This window comes from Chryseobacterium sp. WLY505, assembly GCF_030846215.1.
Lineage (GTDB): Bacteria > Bacteroidota > Bacteroidia > Flavobacteriales > Weeksellaceae > Chryseobacterium.
The window spans coordinates 133118-153116 of sequence record NZ_JAVCWI010000004.1 but is presented as its reverse complement, the minus strand read 5'-3'; the positions used below and the strand labels follow the sequence as shown (position 1 = coordinate 153116).

Annotated in this window: 19 protein-coding genes; 7 read left to right on the top strand and 12 right to left on the bottom strand. The window is 37.9% G+C overall.

Annotated elements, in window-relative coordinates:
• Positions 1-6: 6 nt before the first annotated feature.
• The 6 genes from RAH34_RS11005 to RAH34_RS10980 all read right to left on the bottom strand — a co-directional run bounded on the left by RAH34_RS11005 (position 7) and on the right by RAH34_RS10980 (position 9195).
• Positions 7-1347, bottom strand: coding sequence for a S41 family peptidase (locus RAH34_RS11005; protein WP_306596169.1), 1341 nt, complete (start codon positions 1345-1347; stop codon positions 7-9).
• A gap of 8 nt (positions 1348-1355) precedes the next feature.
• Positions 1356-2099 carry a hypothetical protein gene (locus RAH34_RS11000; protein ID WP_306596168.1) on the bottom strand — a complete coding sequence of 248 codons (744 nt, stop codon included), beginning with the start codon at positions 2097-2099 and terminating at the stop codon, positions 1356-1358.
• 179 nt (positions 2100-2278) lie between these two features.
• On the bottom strand, positions 2279-3202 hold the full coding sequence (locus tag RAH34_RS10995; RefSeq protein ID WP_306596167.1) for a T9SS-dependent choice-of-anchor J family protein: 924 nt from the start codon (positions 3200-3202) through the stop codon (positions 2279-2281).
• A gap of 76 nt (positions 3203-3278) precedes the next feature.
• Positions 3279-4571 carry a hypothetical protein gene (locus RAH34_RS10990; RefSeq protein ID WP_114821527.1) on the bottom strand — a complete coding sequence of 431 codons (1293 nt, stop codon included), beginning with the start codon at positions 4569-4571 and terminating at the stop codon, positions 3279-3281.
• A gap of 312 nt (positions 4572-4883) precedes the next feature.
• A complete protein-coding gene (locus RAH34_RS10985) occupies positions 4884-8186 on the bottom strand; it encodes a TonB-dependent receptor (RefSeq protein WP_306596166.1) in 3303 nt (1100 codons plus the stop codon).
• 52 nt (positions 8187-8238) lie between these two features.
• Positions 8239-9195: a FecR family protein gene (locus RAH34_RS10980; RefSeq protein ID WP_306596165.1), complete on the bottom strand. Its 957-nt coding sequence runs from the start codon at positions 9193-9195 to the stop codon at positions 8239-8241.
• A 240-nt stretch (positions 9196-9435) separates the two neighbouring features.
• On the opposite strand from RAH34_RS10980, the gene RAH34_RS10975 reads away from it, so the two are divergent.
• Positions 9436-10062 (top strand): RNA polymerase sigma factor, encoded by a 627-nt coding sequence (locus RAH34_RS10975; protein WP_114821530.1) that lies wholly within the window; start codon positions 9436-9438, stop codon positions 10060-10062.
• Between the two features lie 107 nt (positions 10063-10169).
• Here RAH34_RS10975 and hxpB read toward each other — a convergent pair whose 3' ends face one another.
• Both hxpB and RAH34_RS10965 read right to left on the bottom strand, forming a co-directional pair.
• Positions 10170-10817 carry a hexitol phosphatase HxpB gene (hxpB, locus tag RAH34_RS10970; RefSeq protein WP_114821531.1) on the bottom strand — a complete coding sequence of 216 codons (648 nt, stop codon included), beginning with the start codon at positions 10815-10817 and terminating at the stop codon, positions 10170-10172.
• Between the two features lie 42 nt (positions 10818-10859).
• Entirely contained in the window at positions 10860-11480 is a 621-nt protein-coding gene (locus tag RAH34_RS10965; RefSeq protein ID WP_114821532.1) for a metalloregulator ArsR/SmtB family transcription factor, read from the bottom strand.
• Positions 11481-11675: 195 nt separating this feature from the next.
• Between RAH34_RS10965 and RAH34_RS10960 the strand changes: the two genes are divergently transcribed.
• The 6 genes from RAH34_RS10960 (at position 11676) to RAH34_RS10935 (ending at position 15277) form a co-directional block, all read left to right on the top strand.
• Positions 11676-12302 (top strand): superoxide dismutase, encoded by a 627-nt coding sequence (locus tag RAH34_RS10960; protein WP_114821533.1) that lies wholly within the window; start codon positions 11676-11678, stop codon positions 12300-12302.
• Between the two features lie 23 nt (positions 12303-12325).
• Entirely contained in the window at positions 12326-12826 is a 501-nt protein-coding gene (locus RAH34_RS10955; protein WP_306596164.1) for a DUF2480 family protein, read from the top strand.
• 3 nt (positions 12827-12829) lie between these two features.
• Complete coding sequence (locus RAH34_RS10950; protein ID WP_306596163.1) at positions 12830-13399, top strand: NADPH-dependent FMN reductase; 570 nt, start codon at positions 12830-12832, stop codon at positions 13397-13399.
• Position 13400: 1 nt separating this feature from the next.
• The gene (locus RAH34_RS10945; RefSeq protein ID WP_114821536.1) at positions 13401-14453 is read left to right on the top strand and encodes an NAD(P)/FAD-dependent oxidoreductase; all 1053 of its coding nucleotides are present in this window, start codon (positions 13401-13403) and stop codon (positions 14451-14453) included.
• A 5-nt stretch (positions 14454-14458) separates the two neighbouring features.
• Entirely contained in the window at positions 14459-14782 is a 324-nt protein-coding gene (locus tag RAH34_RS10940; RefSeq protein ID WP_114821537.1) for a 2Fe-2S iron-sulfur cluster-binding protein, read from the top strand.
• Between the two features lie 144 nt (positions 14783-14926).
• Positions 14927-15277, top strand: coding sequence for a 4Fe-4S dicluster domain-containing protein (locus RAH34_RS10935; protein WP_114821538.1), 351 nt, complete (start codon positions 14927-14929; stop codon positions 15275-15277).
• Positions 15278-15400: 123 nt separating this feature from the next.
• On the opposite strand, the gene RAH34_RS10930 is transcribed toward RAH34_RS10935, so the two are convergent.
• The 4 genes from RAH34_RS10930 to RAH34_RS10915 form a co-directional block, all read right to left on the bottom strand.
• A complete protein-coding gene (locus RAH34_RS10930; RefSeq protein WP_306596162.1) occupies positions 15401-16336 on the bottom strand; it encodes a ketopantoate reductase family protein in 936 nt (311 codons plus the stop codon).
• A 64-nt stretch (positions 16337-16400) separates the two neighbouring features.
• The gene (locus tag RAH34_RS10925) at positions 16401-16982 is read right to left on the bottom strand and encodes a Crp/Fnr family transcriptional regulator (RefSeq protein WP_306596161.1); all 582 of its coding nucleotides are present in this window, start codon (positions 16980-16982) and stop codon (positions 16401-16403) included.
• A 191-nt stretch (positions 16983-17173) separates the two neighbouring features.
• Positions 17174-17968, bottom strand: a complete 795-nt coding sequence (locus tag RAH34_RS10920) for a class I SAM-dependent methyltransferase (protein WP_306596160.1) — start codon at positions 17966-17968, stop codon at positions 17174-17176.
• A 204-nt stretch (positions 17969-18172) separates the two neighbouring features.
• On the bottom strand, positions 18173-19834 hold the full coding sequence (locus RAH34_RS10915; protein WP_306596159.1) for a DUF4041 domain-containing protein: 1662 nt from the start codon (positions 19832-19834) through the stop codon (positions 18173-18175).
• Positions 19835-19999 lie beyond the last annotated feature (165 nt).

Below are 19999 nucleotides of genomic sequence, written 5' to 3'. Positions count from 1 at the left end.
TCCAGCTTATTTTTCCATCATAACCGGAGGTACGTCACTCTGAAATAAAATTTTGATATTTCCATTCTTTTCGTGAGCAGCTGATTTGAAATATCCTCCGTTAAGTGCAGAAGAAATAAGCGTTTCGTTAGGATCTCCCAAAGGTAATAATGGAAGTCCTGCAAATTCATTGACAATCACCTGTGGTGAAATTCCATTGCTGTATTCTCCTCCTCCGTTGGCATTAAAAACTTTATAAATCACCGGATGAATCTGCCAGGAAATTTTTCTCGGTTTACGTTTGTCTTCCACAACAAATCCAGCCATATCTTTCCCCAGCGTAATATCTCCCAGCTGAATAACCTGCATGTAAGGTTTCAGGTTATTCACCACAATTTCGGCTGCAGATGCTGTACTGTTTGATGTGAGGATAAATACTTTCTGCAACCCCAAAGCATTCGCACGCAAAGTTGTAAAGTCCAAAGCTTTGGGATCGTAAGCAATCTGTTGGGCAAATGTTCTTTTTACTTCACCTCCGTTTTTATTTCCTTTAAAAATGATGAAGGGGGAACCAGATGATAATCCCGAAGGAATTAGGGAACAAAGTGCTGCGGCAGAGGATACCGAACCTCCATAATTGTATCGAAGATCCAGAATTAATTCCTTCACTCCGGCGGCTTTCAATTCCCCAAACTTTTGGTACAATGTCTGAGTCATTCCGTCAGGGAAATCATAGATGTACAGATAACCTACTTTTTTACCATTTTTTTCAAAAACTTTGGATAAAACAGGCTGTTCAAAAGAAAAACCATAGTACACGGTGATATTTTTTTCATCCGTAACACCTCCATTTTGCCACTTTCCAACGGTAAGCTCTATAACCGTCTGGTCTTTAATGGATGAAGCTATTGCTTCGGCATTCGCAGCTGTCATTACTTTTCCATTGACTTTGGTAATGATCATTCCTCTTTCCAGTCCTGAATTGAACGCAGGAGAATTCTGAAGCACCAGCTTTACCACCGTAACAACCTCATTATTGACAAGTTGAACAACCGTATAATCAAAACCGTACATATTCCTTATAGAACGTGGATACGAAGAGGAATCTTCCGTATTCACCATGAAAGAAAACCGATCTTTGGAAGACAATAGACTTTTGAAAAAATCTTTTACAGGAAGCTGATAATCCGGCTTTGCAGGCATCTCATCTGCCCAATAATAATACCGTTTCATACTGTCCTGAACCCATAGATTCACAAATTCTGTACTTCCCTCCGGAAAAACGGGTGCACTTTCGTCATTATTATTGGTACACGAAATGAGAAAAACTGCGATGGCAATATATTGAAGTTTTAAAAAGTTTTTCATATATATAATTACAGATATTCTGCTACGTCAATATCTCCTTTTACCACCCATTCTCCATTTTCCATTTTTTCCTGAAGGACAATCATATTGGCGCCCGTGTGTTGTTTTAATTTCACCTGAATCATTTTAGATCCTGCGTAAGGCTCTGTAGTTCCCGGTTTGTACAATTCCAGATATATGGGAGCTGTCGAGCTGAAAAAACTATAGATTTTTACTGCGGTAAAGTTGTCTTTTCCTATATTGTCAAACTCGGCAAGCACGACTCCGTTTTCTCTTTTCAAAATGCCCTTTACATCTTTTAGAGAAGTTCCGGAAAATTCTCCCAGGTTAGGAATAATAAACTCAAAACCTACTTTCCCGAGATTCACCTGAGGTTTTACCGCATAAGTCTGCAGATAAATTCCAGGAAGATTAAAGAAGTAGAGGTCTTTATAATCATTTACATTGTCATATGTAATATTGTATTTTGCAATTTCAGCGCCTGTTTCATTATTGTAGACAGACAATTTGTTGGTTTCTCCCTGATCCAGAACAAACTGAAGCTGGGTTTCTATTTTATTGGTGTAGGACGTTTTTCCAGCTATAGATACAGGCTGTCCGTTGAACCTCAACTGAAGGACATCAGGTTTGGAAAACCCTTTGATATTAACCTCTCCGGGTTTCTGTACTTTATCATACAGCTCCATCGTATTGCTGTCTGTACATGAAAAAAGTGCAGTAAAAAACAGTAGTAATGCAAAGATTTTATTCATCTTTTTCAATTATTTCTTGTAAAACTTAAAAAATATTGCCCGGCCCATGAGCCGGGCAATATATAATTATAAAAAAACTAGTTGGATATGTTCTGGATAACCTTTTTGCGAAGGCTACCCATTATTTTATATAAAATTTCATAGTGCTGCTAAAAATCAGATTCCAGGGGATAGAATGATTATTTTTTAATAAACTTCAGTCTTTCCGTAGTTTTTCCATCCGTAATTTCAGCGATATACGCTCCTGCTATAATACCAGCCATATTTATCGCTTTAGCATATGGAGTGGTTAATACTTTTTGTCCTGCTGCATTGTAAATATTGACTACAGTTGTGTTTTCTTTCAATGCCGGGTTAAGCTGCAGCTGTAAAGATTCTCTTACCGGATTTTCTGCTATTTGTGTAAGTGTTTTGTTTCCTTTTACATCCTTAGTTCCCAAAAATGGAGTATTAAAAATTCCTATTTCATCAATATTAATGTTCTGGACATTATTTCCGCTTGTTTTTCTGTTTGACCACATTCCGATATAGATCTTTTTTCCGGCAAAAGCAGAAAGATCTACAAGGGATTCTACAAACTGGGTAAGATCAGCCGGAAAAGGATTGGCTGAATCACCTACTTGTATTTTATACATACTCTGAACATCATTTCCGTCTGCATCTACGGTCATTGCCTGAAAGTCCGATAACGTTGGAACTTCTTTCTGCGGTGTGCTTACATAGATAAAAAGTTCTCTGGCAACAATTGTATGAGTAGATCTCTGTCTCCCGATATAAGCGGCCAGCGTAATGGTTCCTGCAATATTGGTAAGGTCAATCTGAGGAGAAATAATCCAGTCATTTTCTGTGGTAAATCCGTTAGCATTTCCATTTGGAACCAAATTGATAGAATGGCGGAGAACACCTGCAGTTCCATAGGCCAAGGTAGTTCCGTTGTGATAGATGTTTTCTCCCTGTACCCATCCGTTTCCATTGCCATTGAGGTCATGAAAGGTCCAGCCCTGAAGATCGGCAGGAGTATCAAAAGAATTTCCCCATACCAGAGACTGTGCTGCAGCCAGGTGGGATAAAAACAGAGCAGATGATAAAATTATTTTTTTCATAATGCTGATGATTAATGTTTTTGAAGTAAAAGCAAGGAAGCAGCATAAGCTGTTCCCTGCTTTTTAAAGTTTTTTATTATTCTACAACAGAGAAATTGTATTTTGTCCAAAGTCCCTGGAAGTTTCCACAGTTTCTTGGAGATACATTCCAACCACCTTCGTTGAAGAACGGCTGGCTCATACCCCATAGAGATGCAGGAGTTCCAGTTAACAGATTGGCTGCAGGGATTCCCGCTGTTCCTGTACCTGTAACGGAAGTAGTAAATCCGTGAACCTGGATTGTGCTGTAAGCTGAAGCTGAAGAAAGTTCAGAACCTGTACCTTCTACTTTGATTCCAACAGGATATCCTGTAACGACAGCGTTATTTAATGTTAATCTTCCATGTCTTCTGATGTGGATACCGTTTTCATACAAAGCACCTTTAGTAGAGTTCTTAGAACCAACGATAGTAAGGTTGTTGATCACCGGGTGAGTTAACAATGTTGTAGAAGAACCTTCTGCGTTGTTATCAAGCTCGATACCGTTAGAATCAGGGCTTGATCCGCTAAGACTGTGTGTAGAGTTGTAATCTGCCAAAGCTAATGCACAAGTAATAGTTCCTGTATATCCGTTATCGAAATCGAAGTTATCATCATCTGCAGCAAAAGAAACAAGGTTTGAAGCGTTTACAGTACCACCGAAGAATTCGAAAGAGTCATCTTTTCCGAAAGATACCTGAATATGATCCAAAGTAGTTCCGTTTCCAACCCCTCCTAAAGTAAGACCGTTGATTTCGTTTCCTGAGTTTGGCGCTAAAAGATCGTATCCTGCAAATTCGATACGTACATACTTCAATGTTCCCCCGTTATGAGAAGCATTGGTACCTCCGTAATAGAAATCAGGACCAGATAATCCTTCAATTGTTTTTGTGAAAGGCGTGTTGGTAGGAGCATCTCCTAAGATAATAACCCCTCCAAAGTCACCAGGAGCAGCAGTTGTATCTTCGTTTCCATCTAACAATTTGTAGCTTGTGAAAATGATTGGCTGAGCTTCCGTACCTGCTGCGTTGATTTTTCCTGTTTTAGAAATTACCAAAACTCCTGTAGCTGTATTGTTTGTGTTTGGTTTAGCCTTAATGAATGTACCCGGCTGGATTGTTAATGTAGCCCCATTTTTTACAGTTACAATTCCATTTAGTTCAACTACACCACTCCATGTAGTATTTGAAGTAATATCACCACTTACACTGGTTACCGGCAGCGCAGAAGCTGTAAGGTACTCAGCAGAAGTAGATTTCATTTCGAATGGAGAAGATGAATCTGCCAGTTGATCATTTTGACAAGCTGTAAGAGATAATGCTGCCACTGCAATTAGAGTTAGTCTTTTCATTGTTATAATTTTTAGTACAATCCGGCTGTGTTATTTTTATACCAGATCAGTTTTTTAATATTCAGGAATATCTTCCTCTCTATTCCTTCGATTTGTTTTTTGGTGTTCATCCCATCGCTGCAGGAGGAACTGCATTGCGGGCGTTCCCATAAGAATCGTTAATGCCTGGGAAAAGCTGTTAACGTCCGGTTTTTTCAGAACTGTACTGCTGTGCGCATCATCAGTAATTTTCAGTTTTGATCAGGTTCCCGAAACCTGTACGCTGCTATATTTAAGATATCTTTCTCTATTGTTGTTTTTGATATTCGTGTTTTAGAACATATAGTTCACACTTAGGCTGAACATTCTTCCGCTGTAGGCCCGAAACATAATCTTATCAATATTCTTATCATATCTGTCTGTTGCACCGGGTAAAAGTCCCCAGGCTTCCCGCTCAGTTCCGATGGCACTCCCCAATCCCAGAGGTATCGCATAGGAATTATAATTATTATAGTATTCCTTCACCCTGTTGAATAAGTTTCTGGCATTTAATTTTAATTCAAGGTTTTTATTCCGAAGAAATTTATAGGAGATCTGTGCGTCTGCCACAGCATAAGGGCGCTGTATTTCTTCACCCTTGTAAGCATATCCGACAGTGATATACTGATCTCCTTTAGCATTGTATAAAAAGCTCAGTCCCAAACGGTCACCATCATATGTCAATCCAAGATTATAGGCATAAGGAGTCTGTCCATAGAGCGGGCGTTTTACTTCATAGGTTTCATCATTGTCACCTGTTTTATAAAGGTCTTTAAAAGCCACTACTTTCGTATGGTTATAGGTAAAGTTTCCACTGATGAAAAGCTTTTCCAGAAAGGTTCCGTCTGCAATAAATCCTAAATTCTTTCTTACTTCAGCTTCCACTCCCAATAATTTTGCATTTTTCGAATTACCATTATAGAGATATAAGTTTCCTTCGCTGGAAATATGCCCCTCACGTTCTATCGGCCGGTCTATATTTTTATAATAGAGCCCTGCAGAAAATATTTCTCCCAATCCGGGAAACCATTCAAATTTGAAATCATAATTATTAATGACAGAAGATGTCATTTCGGTATTATAGATTAAACCATTAGCTATCGGATCGAAATAAGGAAGTCCTGTTCTTTCATTGAACTGAGGACGGATCACAGATCTGTTGTAAGCAAGCCTTAGATTAATTTTATTGGTAGGGCTGTAGGTAAAGTTTGCAGAGGGCATCCATTGCCATGGCTTATCCTCAATAGCCGCTCTTTCTACATTCTTTGTATCACTTGGGTCTAATTGCTGTGAGATAAGATCATATTTAAAGTATTCTGCACGAAGTCCCCAAACTAACCTTAATTTCTTCCAACGGTTATCAAACATCACAAAAACCGCATGCTGACTCACCTCTCCTTCATACTTGTCATTTTTATACAATGCTTTGGTTTCCCATCCGATACCACCCGGTACATATTGAGATCCATTGAACCAATCTGCCAGAGCTCCATACATCGTCAAATAATTTTTCTCACTATTCGGAACATTTCTGTTCTCATCCACTCGCAGAAAGAACTTCTGTTGTTGATTGGTATTATTCTTCAATGTACCTGCATAGCCTGTCTTAACCGTATTTTTTAAATTTCCCAAATCTAGATCCCATTTAACGGAAGCTCCATAATTGTAATCTGTTTCTTTATTGGCGATATATCCTCTGTAAAAATTTCCTCCGGTATTATAAATTTTATGATAGGTCAGAATTTCACTCCCGATAAAATCATAAAGTGTCAGATATTGTGTATAATCTTTCGTATCAGATGTTATCCCTGTTCTTGCTGCAAACCAGTTGACTTCTGCATTTCCTATTTTATGATTTCCTTCCAGTTTATTTTGTAGAAGCATCTGAAAAATAGGGTAATTGGTGTTATCAGTATAAGGCCTGTCTAAGTTTTTAATCTGAGCAGGATCATTATTGGGGATGATACCGTTATAAAAATAATTATAGGCTAATTCCGCGTTGGAAGCCATGGAACTACCAGTGGTATATTCATTCCATCCGGTAACTCTTGTCAGTGTATTATCAAAAATATGAGTATATGAATTACGGAATGAGATTCTGTTTTTCCCTAGCTGAAGCCCAAAATTAAGCATCCCCGCTACCGTAGAGTTGTAATTATAGGAAGCTCCTTTATTTTTGAAATTATAAAATGGTATCGGAGCGACTCCCTTTGTTTCCCAATCAGCGACATAAGGTCCTGTGGTATCCAGCCAGTTTCCTCTTCCTGTATGGTCAATATCCAGTTTATTCTGCTCATTTCTGATGACAAATGCTCCTGCAAATCCCCATTTATTATTGTTTTTAAGAGCGTACGTTCTTCCCAGTGCCAGCTGTATATTAGATCCCATGTCACCTCTGGTTTTATAGGTGCTGAAATTGTCATTGGTAAACTGCCTGGATTGTTCAAAAAACCTTGGATCTGTCCAGTTCATCGGCTCCAGTCCTTTTGGAAAATCTCTTGTACCATCATCATATCCAAAATAATCATACTTTCCACGTTTACGGGTTAGAAATTCTTTGAAGGCCGACTGATCATTATATGAAGTTCCCAACGTTACGGTTGTAAAATTTTCATTGGGAATATCTTTCGTTCTCACTTCTACATAACCTCCTGCAAAACTGGCATTCATATCCGGGGTGGCCGATTTGCTTACCACCACACTTTCTACCATTGCCGTAGGAATAATATCAAATGAAAAGTTCTGGTTATAAGCTTCCGTACTTGGCAGGTTGATTCCATCCATGGCAGCAGTGTTCCAGCGTTCTCCCATAGATCGTACCACTACATATTTATTATCAATAGTCGTGATTCCTGTTACTCTTTTCAAAGTTCCTCCTACATCGCTGTCCGGTGTTTTGGAAATTTGTTCTGCAGAAATACCATCACTCATCTGCGCTGCTTTCTTCTGCTGGGCAAGAAGTCCTGCCTGAGTATCTGCTTTACGGGCTGCCGTAATGACCACTTCTTTGATGTCTGTAATTTTATCTGAGGCTTTGTTTAAAGCAAATGAAACAGCATTGGTTTCTTTATTCGTAACAGATAATTTTTCAACTCTCAGCGTATTATATTTAGGTGCTTTTATGGTCAGATTATAAGTTCCCGAGGGAAGATCTATCGTAAAGTCACCGTTATTATCAGTGACCACTGTTTTCTGAGCTACAGTAACTTCTGCTCCGGTAATGGGATTTCCTACCTCATCCACTATTTTACCGGAAATTCGTCCGTTTCCCAATGCGGAAATAGCAGAGCTTTCATATTTTATCGAAATAAGATCACCATGCAGTCGGTAAATAATTGGAAGTCCGTTCGTAATATCCTTCAGACAGTTGTTGACAGAAGTATTTTCGCATTTTACTCCTTTTACCTTCAGCTCTTTAATGTCTACCTTGGAATACGCCAGTCTCATTCCCGTTTTTCCGGCAAATTCTTCCAAAACTTCAATCAACGGTCTGTTGGCAGGTACAGAAAATGTCACTTTCTGAACCAGCTCCTGAGCTTCTGCGGCTACAGTAAAAAATAAGGCTGCTATGGTAATTCCACATTTCAAACTTTTCATACTTAATAGTGTTCTCTTGATTATGATTATTTAATTTTTTTTGAATAATGATTTATTTTTTAAGGATATAGGTGTTTTCTTTTTTCTGTACTTCCAACCCCAGAATGAAGGCCAGGGATTCAATATTTTCGCCAACGGTACCTCCTGTGAAATCGGCAGTAATCTTTTTATTTTCAGATTCTTTAGGATACAGAACCGTTGTACTGTAATTACTTTCCAGGACTGCTACTACTTCTTTTAAAGGAACATCGTTAAAGCTCAAAGACAATATCGCAGGAACTGTTTTTGCTGAGTTTTTTACAGGTTTCAATGCAATAATGGCTGTAGTATGCGCAATTCCAAAGTTGGTCCATTTCTGATTCGGTGCAAGGAAAGAAACCGGAACGCCAGGAGAAGAAACAGCAACCTTCCCTTCATAAAGATCAACCGCTTTTTTCTTGCCTGACTGTGAAATCTTAAATACCGTTCCCAATACTTTGGTACTGAAGCCATCTGCACGAACGATAAAAGGATGTGTTTTAGATTTTGCGACAGAGAATATGGCATCTCCTTTTAAATCCACCACTCTGGTAGACGCAGGAAAAGATTTTTCTACAGTCAGTACAGCGCCTGATAAAAGAGTAACTACAGATCCGTCTTCAAGCTGAACAATACGGTTTCCTGATTTTGCAAGATATACATCAGGCTTAATGAACATGGTGTAGGTAAATATTCCGCCCAATGATAACAACAGAATAATAACTGCAGCTATTTTATAGAGATGTGTTGTAAAGCTTTTTACAGATGAAATAGAAATACTTTCTGTTTGAGGAAAATAATACTCCAGTCCGGACAATATTCTTTCTTTGGATTCTTTCATATGAGTAGCATCCAGATTTTTTTCTGTCTGAGTTCTCCATTGCTTTAAAAGTTCATTTTCTTTTTCAGAGATTGAGTCTTCCGAAACTTCCCGTTCCCAAAGTCTGAAAACAAAGGCTTCAATATTTTTATATGGTAAACGTTTTTTCATAAGGTCTTTCATGTATTCACAGATACTTCTATCTATAAGACAGTGAAAATGAAAAACTTCCCCAGGGCATCCTTAACGTTATATTCACATTACAACCAAATTGTTAATAATTTTCATCCTTTTTCACATTTACTCAACATTAGCGTCATATTTGAGCCCTGTTTTTCAGAAATATTTAATCTTATCACACCCAAAGTTCACAAAAAGTTAATTTTCCTTTAGGTAATTTTGTATCACAATATGAGCCCAACAGACTATACATTATTAAAGAAAATAAAATCAGGCGACCGTCCTGCATTTATGCTGCTGTATGACCGATACTGGGATAGTCTATATCGCTTTGTTTTTGTACGGACACGGGATAAAGAAGTCTCTGAGGAAATTCTTCAGAATCTATGGATGAAGATTCTTGAAAATACAGACGTGATACAAACCGATGAAACGGAAAGCGCCAAAGGCTACCTCCTCCGCCATCTTCATTACCGGATTATTGATTTTTATAACAGCTATAAAAAAGCTCCTCCTACGCTGAGTATTGATGAGTTTGATATTCCGAATGAAATTGAAATGGCAGATTCAGATTATTTTGAAATTCTTGAGGAAAATGAAATTTCTGCTTTGTTATCCATGATTGATGAGGTGGTTGCCCAACTTCCCTCAACAGAGCAGCAGGTCTACGATATGAGAATCAGAAAAAATATGTCTGTGAATGAAACCGCAGAAGCACTGGGAATCAGCAACAAAACCGTGAGCAATAAACTAAGCAAAGCTTTGGGAGAAATCCGTGAACAGCTGAATCCGGAGTATAAGTCTTCTAAAAAGCTGGTTTCTATTCTGTTGTTGATGGAGGTTTTGACGAGGTATTGAGTGTGAGGTACGGGTACGGGATACGGGTTTCGAGATACGGAGTTTCGTCAATCGTCAATTTTTTGCGCCTATTATCAAAATTCACAGCGCAGCGGATTCACCTTTCACTATTCACTAAAGATCGGTAGAAAACCAGTATTAAAGTCCAGGATTTTAAAATCGGCAAGGTTTGAATGAATGCTTTCATCATTATTGGTAAAAATGATAGTCTGCATTCCTGCTTCTTTTGCTGCCTTAAGCCCTGACTGACTGTCTTCAATGGCAATACAGTGCTCCGGAGAGACTCCCAGATTTTTTGCAGAAGTAAGATACACGGCCGGATGAGGTTTTCCCTGAGTTTCAAACTCTGATGAGTGAATGGTATCAAACAGATCACGAACCTGAAGTTTTTCAAGAACCACATGAGCTACACGCAAAGGAGCATTGGTAGCCAGCCCTATTTTATATTCTTTATTCTTAAGATTTTTAATAAATTCCTGTACACCAGACATTGTACAGTCCTGGCCTTGAATCATTTCAATTACTCTCGTCACTACTTTATTTTCGAGATCAGAGGAATCAAAATTTTCCCACGGAAATCTTTCATACCAGAATTCTGTGACCTCCTGAGTGGTCATATATTTGGTTTGTGCCGCCAGGTCATCCGAAACCTGCACGCCATAGGATGAAAAGACATCCAGTTCTGCCTGAGTCCAGAATTTTTCTGAGTCTATCAGAACACCGTCCATGTCAAATATTACTGCTTTTAAAGCCATTTTTAAATGATAAATGATGAATGATAAATGATATATGATGAATTATTGGCTGATTTTATACACACAGCGCTGTCCGCCGGAAATGATGTGATCTACTCTTTCCACGTTGTACTCCTTTCCTATCAACGATTGGAAATTGGATAATTCAGCACGGCAGAAGCCCTGGCATTCGGTAGCAGCAGCACATATCGGACAATGGTTTTCAATCAGATAATATTCTTCCCCTTCTTTTTTCCATTCTGCCATGTAACCTTCATCACTACGGACTTTTGCAAGGGATTCAAGGCGCTGTTCCAGAGATTTTGTCTTAGAAAGCACTTTTTCATACCGTTCATGGGTATTTTTTTCCCGGTCACTGATCAATAATTCCAAAGCATTTTCACCCAAAAGATTTTTTACTGATTTCAAAATCTGAACCGTGACATCTGCATGCGTATCCGGAAATTGAGACAATCCTTTCTCTGTAAGCGTATAATAAGTAGAAGGACGGCCCACTCCTTCGCTTTTCACCGAAGACCGGATCAATCCTTCCTGAGCAAGGTTGAGCAAGTGTTTTCTTGCGCCTTCTTTAGTGATCGACAATTCTTCAGCAATAAGAAGTGATGTAGCCTCCCCTCTCATCTTGAGAAACATCAGAATGCGATCTGCTGCCGGCTTTTTCATTTGACAATATTTTAGTTGTTTTATTTTTCAACAACAAATATAGTCATTTTCTATAATTTCAAAAAATCAGAGCTAAAACAAAGATTTACAATATCTTATTCATTCAAATCACAAAATTGATAAAACAACCTAAAAGTTGTTTTATTAAAATATATTTCTACCTTTGTGACACAACAATTAAAAAAAATAAATACGATGAACCCATTTACATTACCACAGTTACCTTATGCTTATGATGCTTTGGCTCCTTTTATAGATAAAGAAACAATGACGATTCACCATCAAAAGCATCATCAGGCTTATGTAGACAATCTGAATAATGCTCTGGCACAAACCAACGAAACGAATCCTGATCTGGATTCTTTATTACAAAGAATCAGTGAATACAGTCCTGCTATAAGAAATAATGGTGGTGGCCACTATAACCATTCTTTATTCTGGGAAATTCTTTCCGCTCAACCTAAGCTTCATCCTGAGGGGATGCTTCATGATGATATCACAGCTACTTTCGGAAGTCTTGACAATCTAAAAGCAGAAATGAAAAAAACAGGTTTATCACAGTTCGGTTCCGGATGGGTATGGTTATTTGTAAAGTTCAACGGATCTCTGGCTATCAGTTCTACTCCTAATCAGGACAATCCGATGATGGATATTCTTCCTACAAACAGAGGTTTTCCGATTCTTGGAATAGATGTTTGGGAACATGCCTATTACTTGAATTATCAGAATAAACGTGCTGACTACCTTGATGCTTTCTGGTCTGTACTGGATTGGTCTGCCGTTGAAAGAAAATATGAAGAAGCTTTGTCAAAAGTAAGATAAATAACACTGAAAGTAAACAAACTATGACTGAGGAAAATTTCATCAATAAAGCAAAGGCTTCGGGTATTATTGCCCTTGACCTTTCAGAATACAAACCCACTACGGAAATTGTAGAACTGGATATCAAAGATCATCTTTTTATGGGAATGATTGTGAAGGAGAAAGAATTTAAGGAATCAATTGCTGTGGTGGATTTTTCTATATACAATGAAAAAGCAGTAGGAATTATCTGCTCTACGGATGCCATCATTCCTCCGTGGGCTTACATGCTCATTATGGAAAAACTGTCTCCTTATGCTTCTTATGTAGATTTAAACAACGCAGAAACAATATTACTCGATCTCTGGAAACGACGTCTCATTTACGCTGACCTTAAACAGTATAAAAATCAGAAAGTGGTGGTCCGGGCAAGTACAAATCATGATCCTGCTCTGTATTTATTAGTCGCAGGATTATTAAAACCTCTGGTAAAAACACTGATGTACGGCGAGATAGGATTACCTAAAGTAATTTTTAAACAATAAAAAATGAAAGCAATCATATTCAACGGATCCCTGGAAAGAAGAGCTTTATCTACTTCCGGACTGATTTCAGATTATTTCTCAGAACATCTGAAAACGCTGGGAATTCAAACTGATATTTTTACCCTTGCGGATTCCGGTATTCCTCTATTTGATGTTACCCTTACCAAGACTCCTTTGGCTGTAGAGCGCATGACTCAGATGTTCACTGATGCTGATCTTCATATCTGGCTGGCTCCTCTTTACCACGGAAGCATTCCGGGTGTGATGAAAAACTGCCTGGACTGGCTTGAAATAACTGCCAACAGATACGAACCTTATCTTACGGATAAAACTGTGGGATTGGTATGCTGGGCAGATGGGTTGCAGGCTATGCAGGGAATCAACGCCATGGATTCTATTGCCAAATCATTGCGTGCATGGCCATTACCATTCAGCGTTCCCATTGTAAGATCATCATTATTCACAGCTGAACAATCTACGCAAATTTCAGAGCTCTATTCCGGTAAGTTTGATAAGCTTATCAGCATTGCCACCACTAAAAAAATAGAAAAAACGACTATAAACCATTCATAACATGATAGAAACAGATATACTGATCATTGGTGCCGGCCCTGCAGGGTTATTTACGGTATTTGAAGCCGGCCTTCTCAAAATGCGATGCCATATTATCGATGCATTGCCACAGATGGGAGGCCAGTTATCAGAGTTATATCCCAAGAAACCCATTTTTGACATTCCCGGATTTCCAAGTGTCCTTGCCGGAGAACTCATCGATAATCTTTATGAACAGATCAAACAGTTTGAACCAGGCTTTACCTTTAATGAAACAGCCATTCACCTTCTCAAACTGGAAGAAAATCTTTTTGAAGTCATTACCGATAAAGGGACCAAACACCGAGCGAAAGCCGTGATTATTGCCGGAGGACTGGGAAGTTTTGAACCTAAAAAACCACCTATTGAAAATATTTCAGCTTTTGAAGAACGTGGAATTAATTATTTCATCAAAAATCCGGAAGACTATGCCGGAAAACATGTGGTAATTGCCGGAGGTGGAGATTCAGCGCTGGACTGGACCATTCATCTTGCTGAAATAGCTTCATCTCTTACTCTCATTCACAGAAGAAATGAATTCCGTGGCGCACTGGATTCTGTTGAAAAGGTGAAAAGATTAAAACTGGAAGGGAAAATCAACCTGATTACTCCTGCAGAAGTGATAGGAGTAAATGGTGAGGATTGTTTAAAGGAAATTCTGGTTGAAAAAGAAGGCACAATTCAGTCCATTGAAACGGATTACTTTATTCCTCTTTTCGGATTGGTTCCCAAGCTGGGACCACTAGTAGAATGGGGACTGGAGCTGGAAAAGAATGCCATAAAAGTAGAAAACAGCACCGATTTCCAAACCAATATTTCAGGAGTTTATGCCGTAGGTGATATTAATACGTATCCTTATAAAATGAAACTGATTCTATGCGGATTCCATGAAGCAGCCATTGCCTGCCAAAGTATTTATCAGCGTCTTAATCCGAATAAGAAATTTGTTTTAAAATATACTACGGTAAGTGGAATTGAAGGTTTTGACGGAACAAAAAAACAGGCAGAAAAACAGGTAGTCGCAACTATTGACTAAGTAGTATGGAGAATGAAATTACAATTACGGTTATCGACCAAAGCGGTACTACACATACTTTGCTATGCCCTTTAGAAATGGGACTTACCCTTAAAGATATCTGCAAAGCCTATGAATTGCCTATGGAAGCAATGTGTGGAGGCATGGCTATGTGTGCTACCTGCCATTGCTTTGTTTTAAGTGAACCCATTCCTCTTCCTGAAAAAAATGATATTGAAGAAGCCTTGTTATCAGAACTATTTACCTCCAGGACTACAAGCAGATTAGCCTGCCAGATTCATCTTACAGCTCAAATGGATGGGCTGTCGGTAGAAATTGCTGCAGATTAATGAGTTAAAAATAAAAATTAGCACACTTTATGCTGCTTATTTTCAAAGAACAGTGTTGAACTGCTGTAATTAAGTTTAGCGGGGATTTCCCAACTATTCAACGTTGAAGAAATCCCTTTTTTAAACCCTTTAAATTCAAACCATATGGCTATAAAAATAACAGATGCCTGTATCAACTGTGGAGCCTGCGAACCTGAATGCCCCAACTCAGCCATTTACGAAGGCGCTATCGACTGGCGCTGGAAAGACAAAACCAAACTTTCAGGACATATTACATTCCCCGACGGTACGGAAGATGATGCCGATGCTTACCATCCGGCTGTCTCAGATGAAGTGTATTATATCGTTTCCGGAAAATGTACGGAATGTAAAGGCTTTCATGAAGAGCCTCAATGTAAGGCGGTATGCCCTGTAGACTGTTGTGTAGATGATCCTGATCACAGGGAAACGGAAGAAGTACTATTGGACAGACAAAAATTCATGCACAGTGCTTAGTCAACTTCTATCTTTTATATTTAATTTCAACAAAGGCGGGTTTTAATCTAGTCATGGTCGGAAGAAAATTCCGACCATGACTAGGTTTTAATGCGCCTTTTATATTTTTTCTTCTCCGAAATCTTATTTTGCTTTAATCTCAGTGTATATTCTTTCAGTAAAAGGAGTTTCAACACCTACTTCAGAACCATATTTTAACACTGCTCCTGCAAACAATTCCAGTTCGTTATCCTTCTTTCCGGAATTGATATCAAGTTGTAAGGAAGTTGGAGTTTCAAAAGGAAATGTGGAAGCTTTCTTAAAAGTAGCGTCAATAATATCTTCCTGAAGATCTATTCCTTTTTTAGCAGCAATCTGTTGTATTTCTTTCATAATTCCGGTTGCTTCATTCTTTTGCTGTTCATTGGTACATACGGCTCCTATGGATGAGTTATGCTTCGCTGTGATCAATCCAAAGCTTGCTATGAATATGAATTTCGTCCAGATATCTTTTAATGAATTATCTTTAAAATCAAAGTCAATTTTACTTTCACTCAATAGCTCTGTAATCCATTCTATAGGTGCAGAAAAATGCTTAGGATCTCTTCCCACAATGATTTTCCCTGCATTTCCTTTATGTTCTACAGTTCCTCTTTCCTTAATATGAGAAGCTACATACACACAGGTTGGAAGAACAGTATGATCAGGAATAATAGTACGTATTCTGTCATAGATATCCGCTCCGTTCATCATCGGAAGAAGGACAGTATCCTTATTAATAACCGGCAGTAATTGTTTACAGACATTTTCAAGATCATACTCTTTTACACAAATCAGTACCAGATCAGGATTTTTGATCTCACTGATGTTCTGTACGATATCATTAGGATGGGTCTGTGAATTGGAATGCTCCGGAGATAACAACGTCAATCCGTTTTCTTTTACTTTATCAAAAGTTTCTCCGCGGGCGACAAATGAAACGGTATATTTTCCTGTAGTCTCATTGGTCTGATTGATTTTAAAACCAAAATAACCGCCTACACCACCCAATCCTACTACTACAATATGTTTTTTGTTCATGAAATTATTTTTAAGCAAAGATCAGGGATGACATTTAAAATATCACTTGACAAATGAAAAGAAATTACAGTTTGTGAATATCTCTTCTGATCCGGCTCAGTGAGCTGTCTTTAATTCCAAGGTAAGAAGCAATTACCTTCAAAGGAACATGTTGAAAAATATCAGGATCTTTCTTCATCAGGTTAAAATATCTTGTGGAAGCCTTTTGGCTCGCCATTTCGATCAACCTGTCATGAATATTATAATAATTCAAAACAAAAAGAAGCCTGCTGAACTCTCTGAACTCGGGAATGTTATGGAAATTATGCTGTACATTTTCCAATCCTGTTTCCCAGAAAACGCAATCGGTTACGGTCTGGTATATTTCTTTGGCAGGCTGCTGCCTGAAAAAGGACAGAAAATCATTTACAAAGCAGGGAGCTCTGTAAATATTGGTCGTGATCTCCTCATTATCTTCATTCAATAAATAAGACCTTACATAGCCTTTTTCCAGAAAATAGGTTTTGGTACTGATGGCATCTTTATCCAACAAAACAGTATTTGCTTTTAGCTCAAAATGACTGAATTTTTCAGTAATTTTTTCAACTATCTCAGCCTGGATACTGAATAATGAATGGAAATAGGTATTAAGTGATGATTTGTCCATTAAAATGTCCTCATAAATATACTTTGAGCCATCTAAAGTAGCAATAATTCATTGAAGTCTGGTTAATTTGAAGCGGTAAAACCAGCCCGTCAAAAATTCTTTGAATTTTCGCCACCCTTCCAAAGGAGAGGAATTTCTCACGTCATTAGCAATGATACTCCTAAAAACCGTTGATACTTACATGACTTGTATTATTTCAATTTCACGGCTTTTGTTGCTATGAAAGTAGGAAGGTACTGATCAATTAAAAAACGTGGATTGGGTTGCATTTCTTCTGTAAAATCCGCAATCATAAAACCTGCCTTCAACTGTCCTCCGATAAGATCTGCAAGGGTATGGCCGAAAACCAAAGCTTCATTATTCTCCAGTTTTTTGTTGATCTGAGTCTGATCCAAATCTTTTATATCAGCATAAGGAAGTGTATATTTCGGTCTGATAATTCCCTCTTTTATATCCTGAGGATTCCGGTCTGCTACGAACACTACAGGATTAAAAAAACTTGCAAGTAGTACGCCTCCTTTTTTCAATACTCTGTAAGCTTCTCTCCAAACCGGATTCACATCTTCTACATAATGATTGGAAATCGGATGGAATACAATATCAAAGGTTTCGTCTTCAAATACACTCAGGTCTCTCATATCGCCCTGAACTGTTTTCAGAGACAGCCCATCACGTTCTGCTACTTTTTCATCCTGCTTCAGCTGTTCCCTGGCAATATCAAAAACTACAACAGAAGCTCCTGCAGCAGCCAAAACCGGAGCCTGCTGCCCTCCTGCCGATGCCAGACACAGAATTTTCTTTCCTTTCACCTCTCCCAGCCATTCTTTATTCATTGGTTTTGGAGTCAGGTGAACATCCCATTTTCCTCCTTTTGCATCATTGATCAATTCTGAGCTTACCGCTTTTGACCACTCATTCTGGGCTAATGCCTGTTTGTTCCAGGCAGCTTCATTGTGTTGTAAAAAATTAAATTCCTTATCTTGCATAGTATTCGTTTTCATATTGCATCTCTTATTTACAATGCTTTATATAATTCAAATATAGAGACTTTAAAGATGACAATAGTAGATTAGAACTCTATTTTTTTCAAAAAAATCAAATTCCATGAATGTTTTTTATTAAAAAAAACAAAACCATTAAACTTTTGAGTTTAATGGTTTCCTATTCCATCACCGAGATAATAATACCAATTATTCTTCAGACATAACTTCATCATAAGTAACAGGGTCAGTGACCTCCTGATATTGTTCCCACTCTGCTTCAAGCTGTTTATTGGTTTTCATATCTTCTTCGAGCTTTAATGTTTCACGGTATTGTTTTGCCTCTGCTACCAGTGTCCATTTACAGCCAATCCCCATTGAATCAATGTAATTTCTGATATCGTGGATATTTAATTTAAAAAACTCTTTTCTTGGATTAATTTTATTCAGTTGGCTTCTTAAAAACTTCTTATGAAGCTGTTTCTCCAAAGCCGGAGCATCTTCAGCATAAATCATAGCATGAACATCAAATTCAAAAGGAACACTTGCATCACCCAGCTCACGAACACGATCAAGAGGATCAAGACGTCTTGTCATACCAATTTTATAAACATCCTCCCCAAATGAGCCAATGTTTGAAATAATATAAACATTCCCTGTTCTGGTCTGCTGTGCCATAGATATCGCTCTTTGATTTTTTTCTTCTGCCTGAGTAAGCTTTTGTTGTAGCTCTTCAAGCTGTTGCTGGAAAAGTATCTTTTGTTCTTCATTGGCCCTTGCTACTTGCAATTCCGCCTTCTCTATAAGTCTTTTTAAGGTTTGTTCTTCTTTTTCAGCATCTTTAATAGCCTTTTCATATTCCTTGCGGGCTCTTTCTTCTTCTCGAATCTGCTCACGAATTTGTCTCTGCTCTTCTTGTTCTTGCCATTTCAGTTCCTGAGCAACAACTGCCCATTTTAGTTCTTCAATTCTTGCACTGTGATAAACCTCAGATATTCTGGCATTTCTAAAAGCCTGTCCGTTGAAGTTTACCAACTGGAATGCATCATCCATCTTTTGTTTCAGAATACCAAAGTTATCTTTCTTTACTGATGCTAAAATAGAATCTACCTTTCCATTGTAAGCATCAATAACAAAATCAATAGCTGTATTTCTTCTTGATTCATCCATATAATTACAAATACCAGCTTGTCTGCTAACAATCATAAGCTTATTGTTATGTCGAAGTTTTTTAAGATTTTCACCAGCCTCCTTATGCCCGAAGTCTTCCGCTAATTCATCCAATAAAGTATAAGTAGGGACCAAATATTCATTACCATACCCTTCAATAACATTTTTCATTGCTTTTATTCTATCTGCAATCTGATCTGATTCTCTTAAACTTCGATAAGCATCCCCACCTATTGATTCTGCCCTCGCTTCAGCATTATCAAGAATACGCTTAGCTTCGTTTACTGCATTTTCGTACAGTAATTCAATCTCTCGTCTTTTTTTCTCGGTAGTTTCCTTTACATTCCTACGAAGTTCACGGGCTTCAAGCTGTGCGTTGGCAAGCTCTTGTCCGGCCCTGTCTCTTAATCTCAAGCTATCTCTTTCTGCCTTTTTAAGAAGGTAATCGCATTCAACTTTAATATCAATAATGTCCTGATACTTTCTCAATGCATCATTATGTTGTGATAATTCAGCTACTTTTCTGCTTAAATTACTTTTATCAATCTGTAATTTAGAAACCTCCATTTTCAAATGGTTATTCTCTCCTTTTAGATTTGTAATTTGAGTATCTTTGTGAAGAGATTCTTTTTTAAACTTTCCTGATGTACTGAATGCGTAGAGCATTAATATAAACAAAACAATAATCAATAAAATTGCCATGGTTGAGATTTTATCCGGCAATATTAAATAAAAAAAAACGTTACAACTTACGGTAAACCGTAACTTAAAAAAAGCCACCTTTTATATTGAAGAATATTAATTCCCGGATTATAGTGAATGTATCAATAGCTTTGTAATTTATCACAAATTTTGTAATTTTCTTCT

Excerpts from the sequence above, each read along its gene's own strand:
- RAH34_RS11005 (WP_306596169.1), bottom strand. The coding sequence starts at position 1,347 with ATGAAAAACTTTTTAAAACTTCAATATATTGCCATCGCAGTTTTTCTC.
- RAH34_RS11000 (WP_306596168.1), bottom strand. The coding sequence starts at position 2,099 with ATGAATAAAATCTTTGCATTACTACTGTTTTTTACTGCACTTTTTTCA.
- RAH34_RS10995 (WP_306596167.1), bottom strand. The coding sequence starts at position 3,202 with ATGAAAAAAATAATTTTATCATCTGCTCTGTTTTTATCCCACCTGGCT.
- RAH34_RS10990 (WP_114821527.1), bottom strand. The coding sequence starts at position 4,571 with ATGAAAAGACTAACTCTAATTGCAGTGGCAGCATTATCTCTTACAGCT.
- RAH34_RS10985 (WP_306596166.1), bottom strand. The coding sequence starts at position 8,186 with ATGAAAAGTTTGAAATGTGGAATTACCATAGCAGCCTTATTTTTTACT.
- RAH34_RS10980 (WP_306596165.1), bottom strand. The coding sequence starts at position 9,195 with ATGAAAAAACGTTTACCATATAAAAATATTGAAGCCTTTGTTTTCAGA.
- RAH34_RS10975 (WP_114821530.1), top strand. The coding sequence starts at position 9,436 with ATGAGCCCAACAGACTATACATTATTAAAGAAAATAAAATCAGGCGAC.
- hxpB (WP_114821531.1), bottom strand. The coding sequence starts at position 10,817 with ATGGCTTTAAAAGCAGTAATATTTGACATGGACGGTGTTCTGATAGAC.
- RAH34_RS10965 (WP_114821532.1), bottom strand. The coding sequence starts at position 11,480 with ATGAAAAAGCCGGCAGCAGATCGCATTCTGATGTTTCTCAAGATGAGA.
- RAH34_RS10960 (WP_114821533.1), top strand. The coding sequence starts at position 11,676 with ATGAACCCATTTACATTACCACAGTTACCTTATGCTTATGATGCTTTG.
- RAH34_RS10955 (WP_306596164.1), top strand. The coding sequence starts at position 12,326 with ATGACTGAGGAAAATTTCATCAATAAAGCAAAGGCTTCGGGTATTATT.
- RAH34_RS10950 (WP_306596163.1), top strand. The coding sequence starts at position 12,830 with ATGAAAGCAATCATATTCAACGGATCCCTGGAAAGAAGAGCTTTATCT.
- RAH34_RS10945 (WP_114821536.1), top strand. The coding sequence starts at position 13,401 with ATGATAGAAACAGATATACTGATCATTGGTGCCGGCCCTGCAGGGTTA.
- RAH34_RS10940 (WP_114821537.1), top strand. The coding sequence starts at position 14,459 with ATGGAGAATGAAATTACAATTACGGTTATCGACCAAAGCGGTACTACA.
- RAH34_RS10935 (WP_114821538.1), top strand. The coding sequence starts at position 14,927 with ATGGCTATAAAAATAACAGATGCCTGTATCAACTGTGGAGCCTGCGAA.
- RAH34_RS10930 (WP_306596162.1), bottom strand. The coding sequence starts at position 16,336 with ATGAACAAAAAACATATTGTAGTAGTAGGATTGGGTGGTGTAGGCGGT.
- RAH34_RS10925 (WP_306596161.1), bottom strand. The coding sequence starts at position 16,982 with ATGGACAAATCATCACTTAATACCTATTTCCATTCATTATTCAGTATC.
- RAH34_RS10920 (WP_306596160.1), bottom strand. The coding sequence starts at position 17,968 with ATGCAAGATAAGGAATTTAATTTTTTACAACACAATGAAGCTGCCTGG.
- RAH34_RS10915 (WP_306596159.1), bottom strand. The coding sequence starts at position 19,834 with ATGGCAATTTTATTGATTATTGTTTTGTTTATATTAATGCTCTACGCA.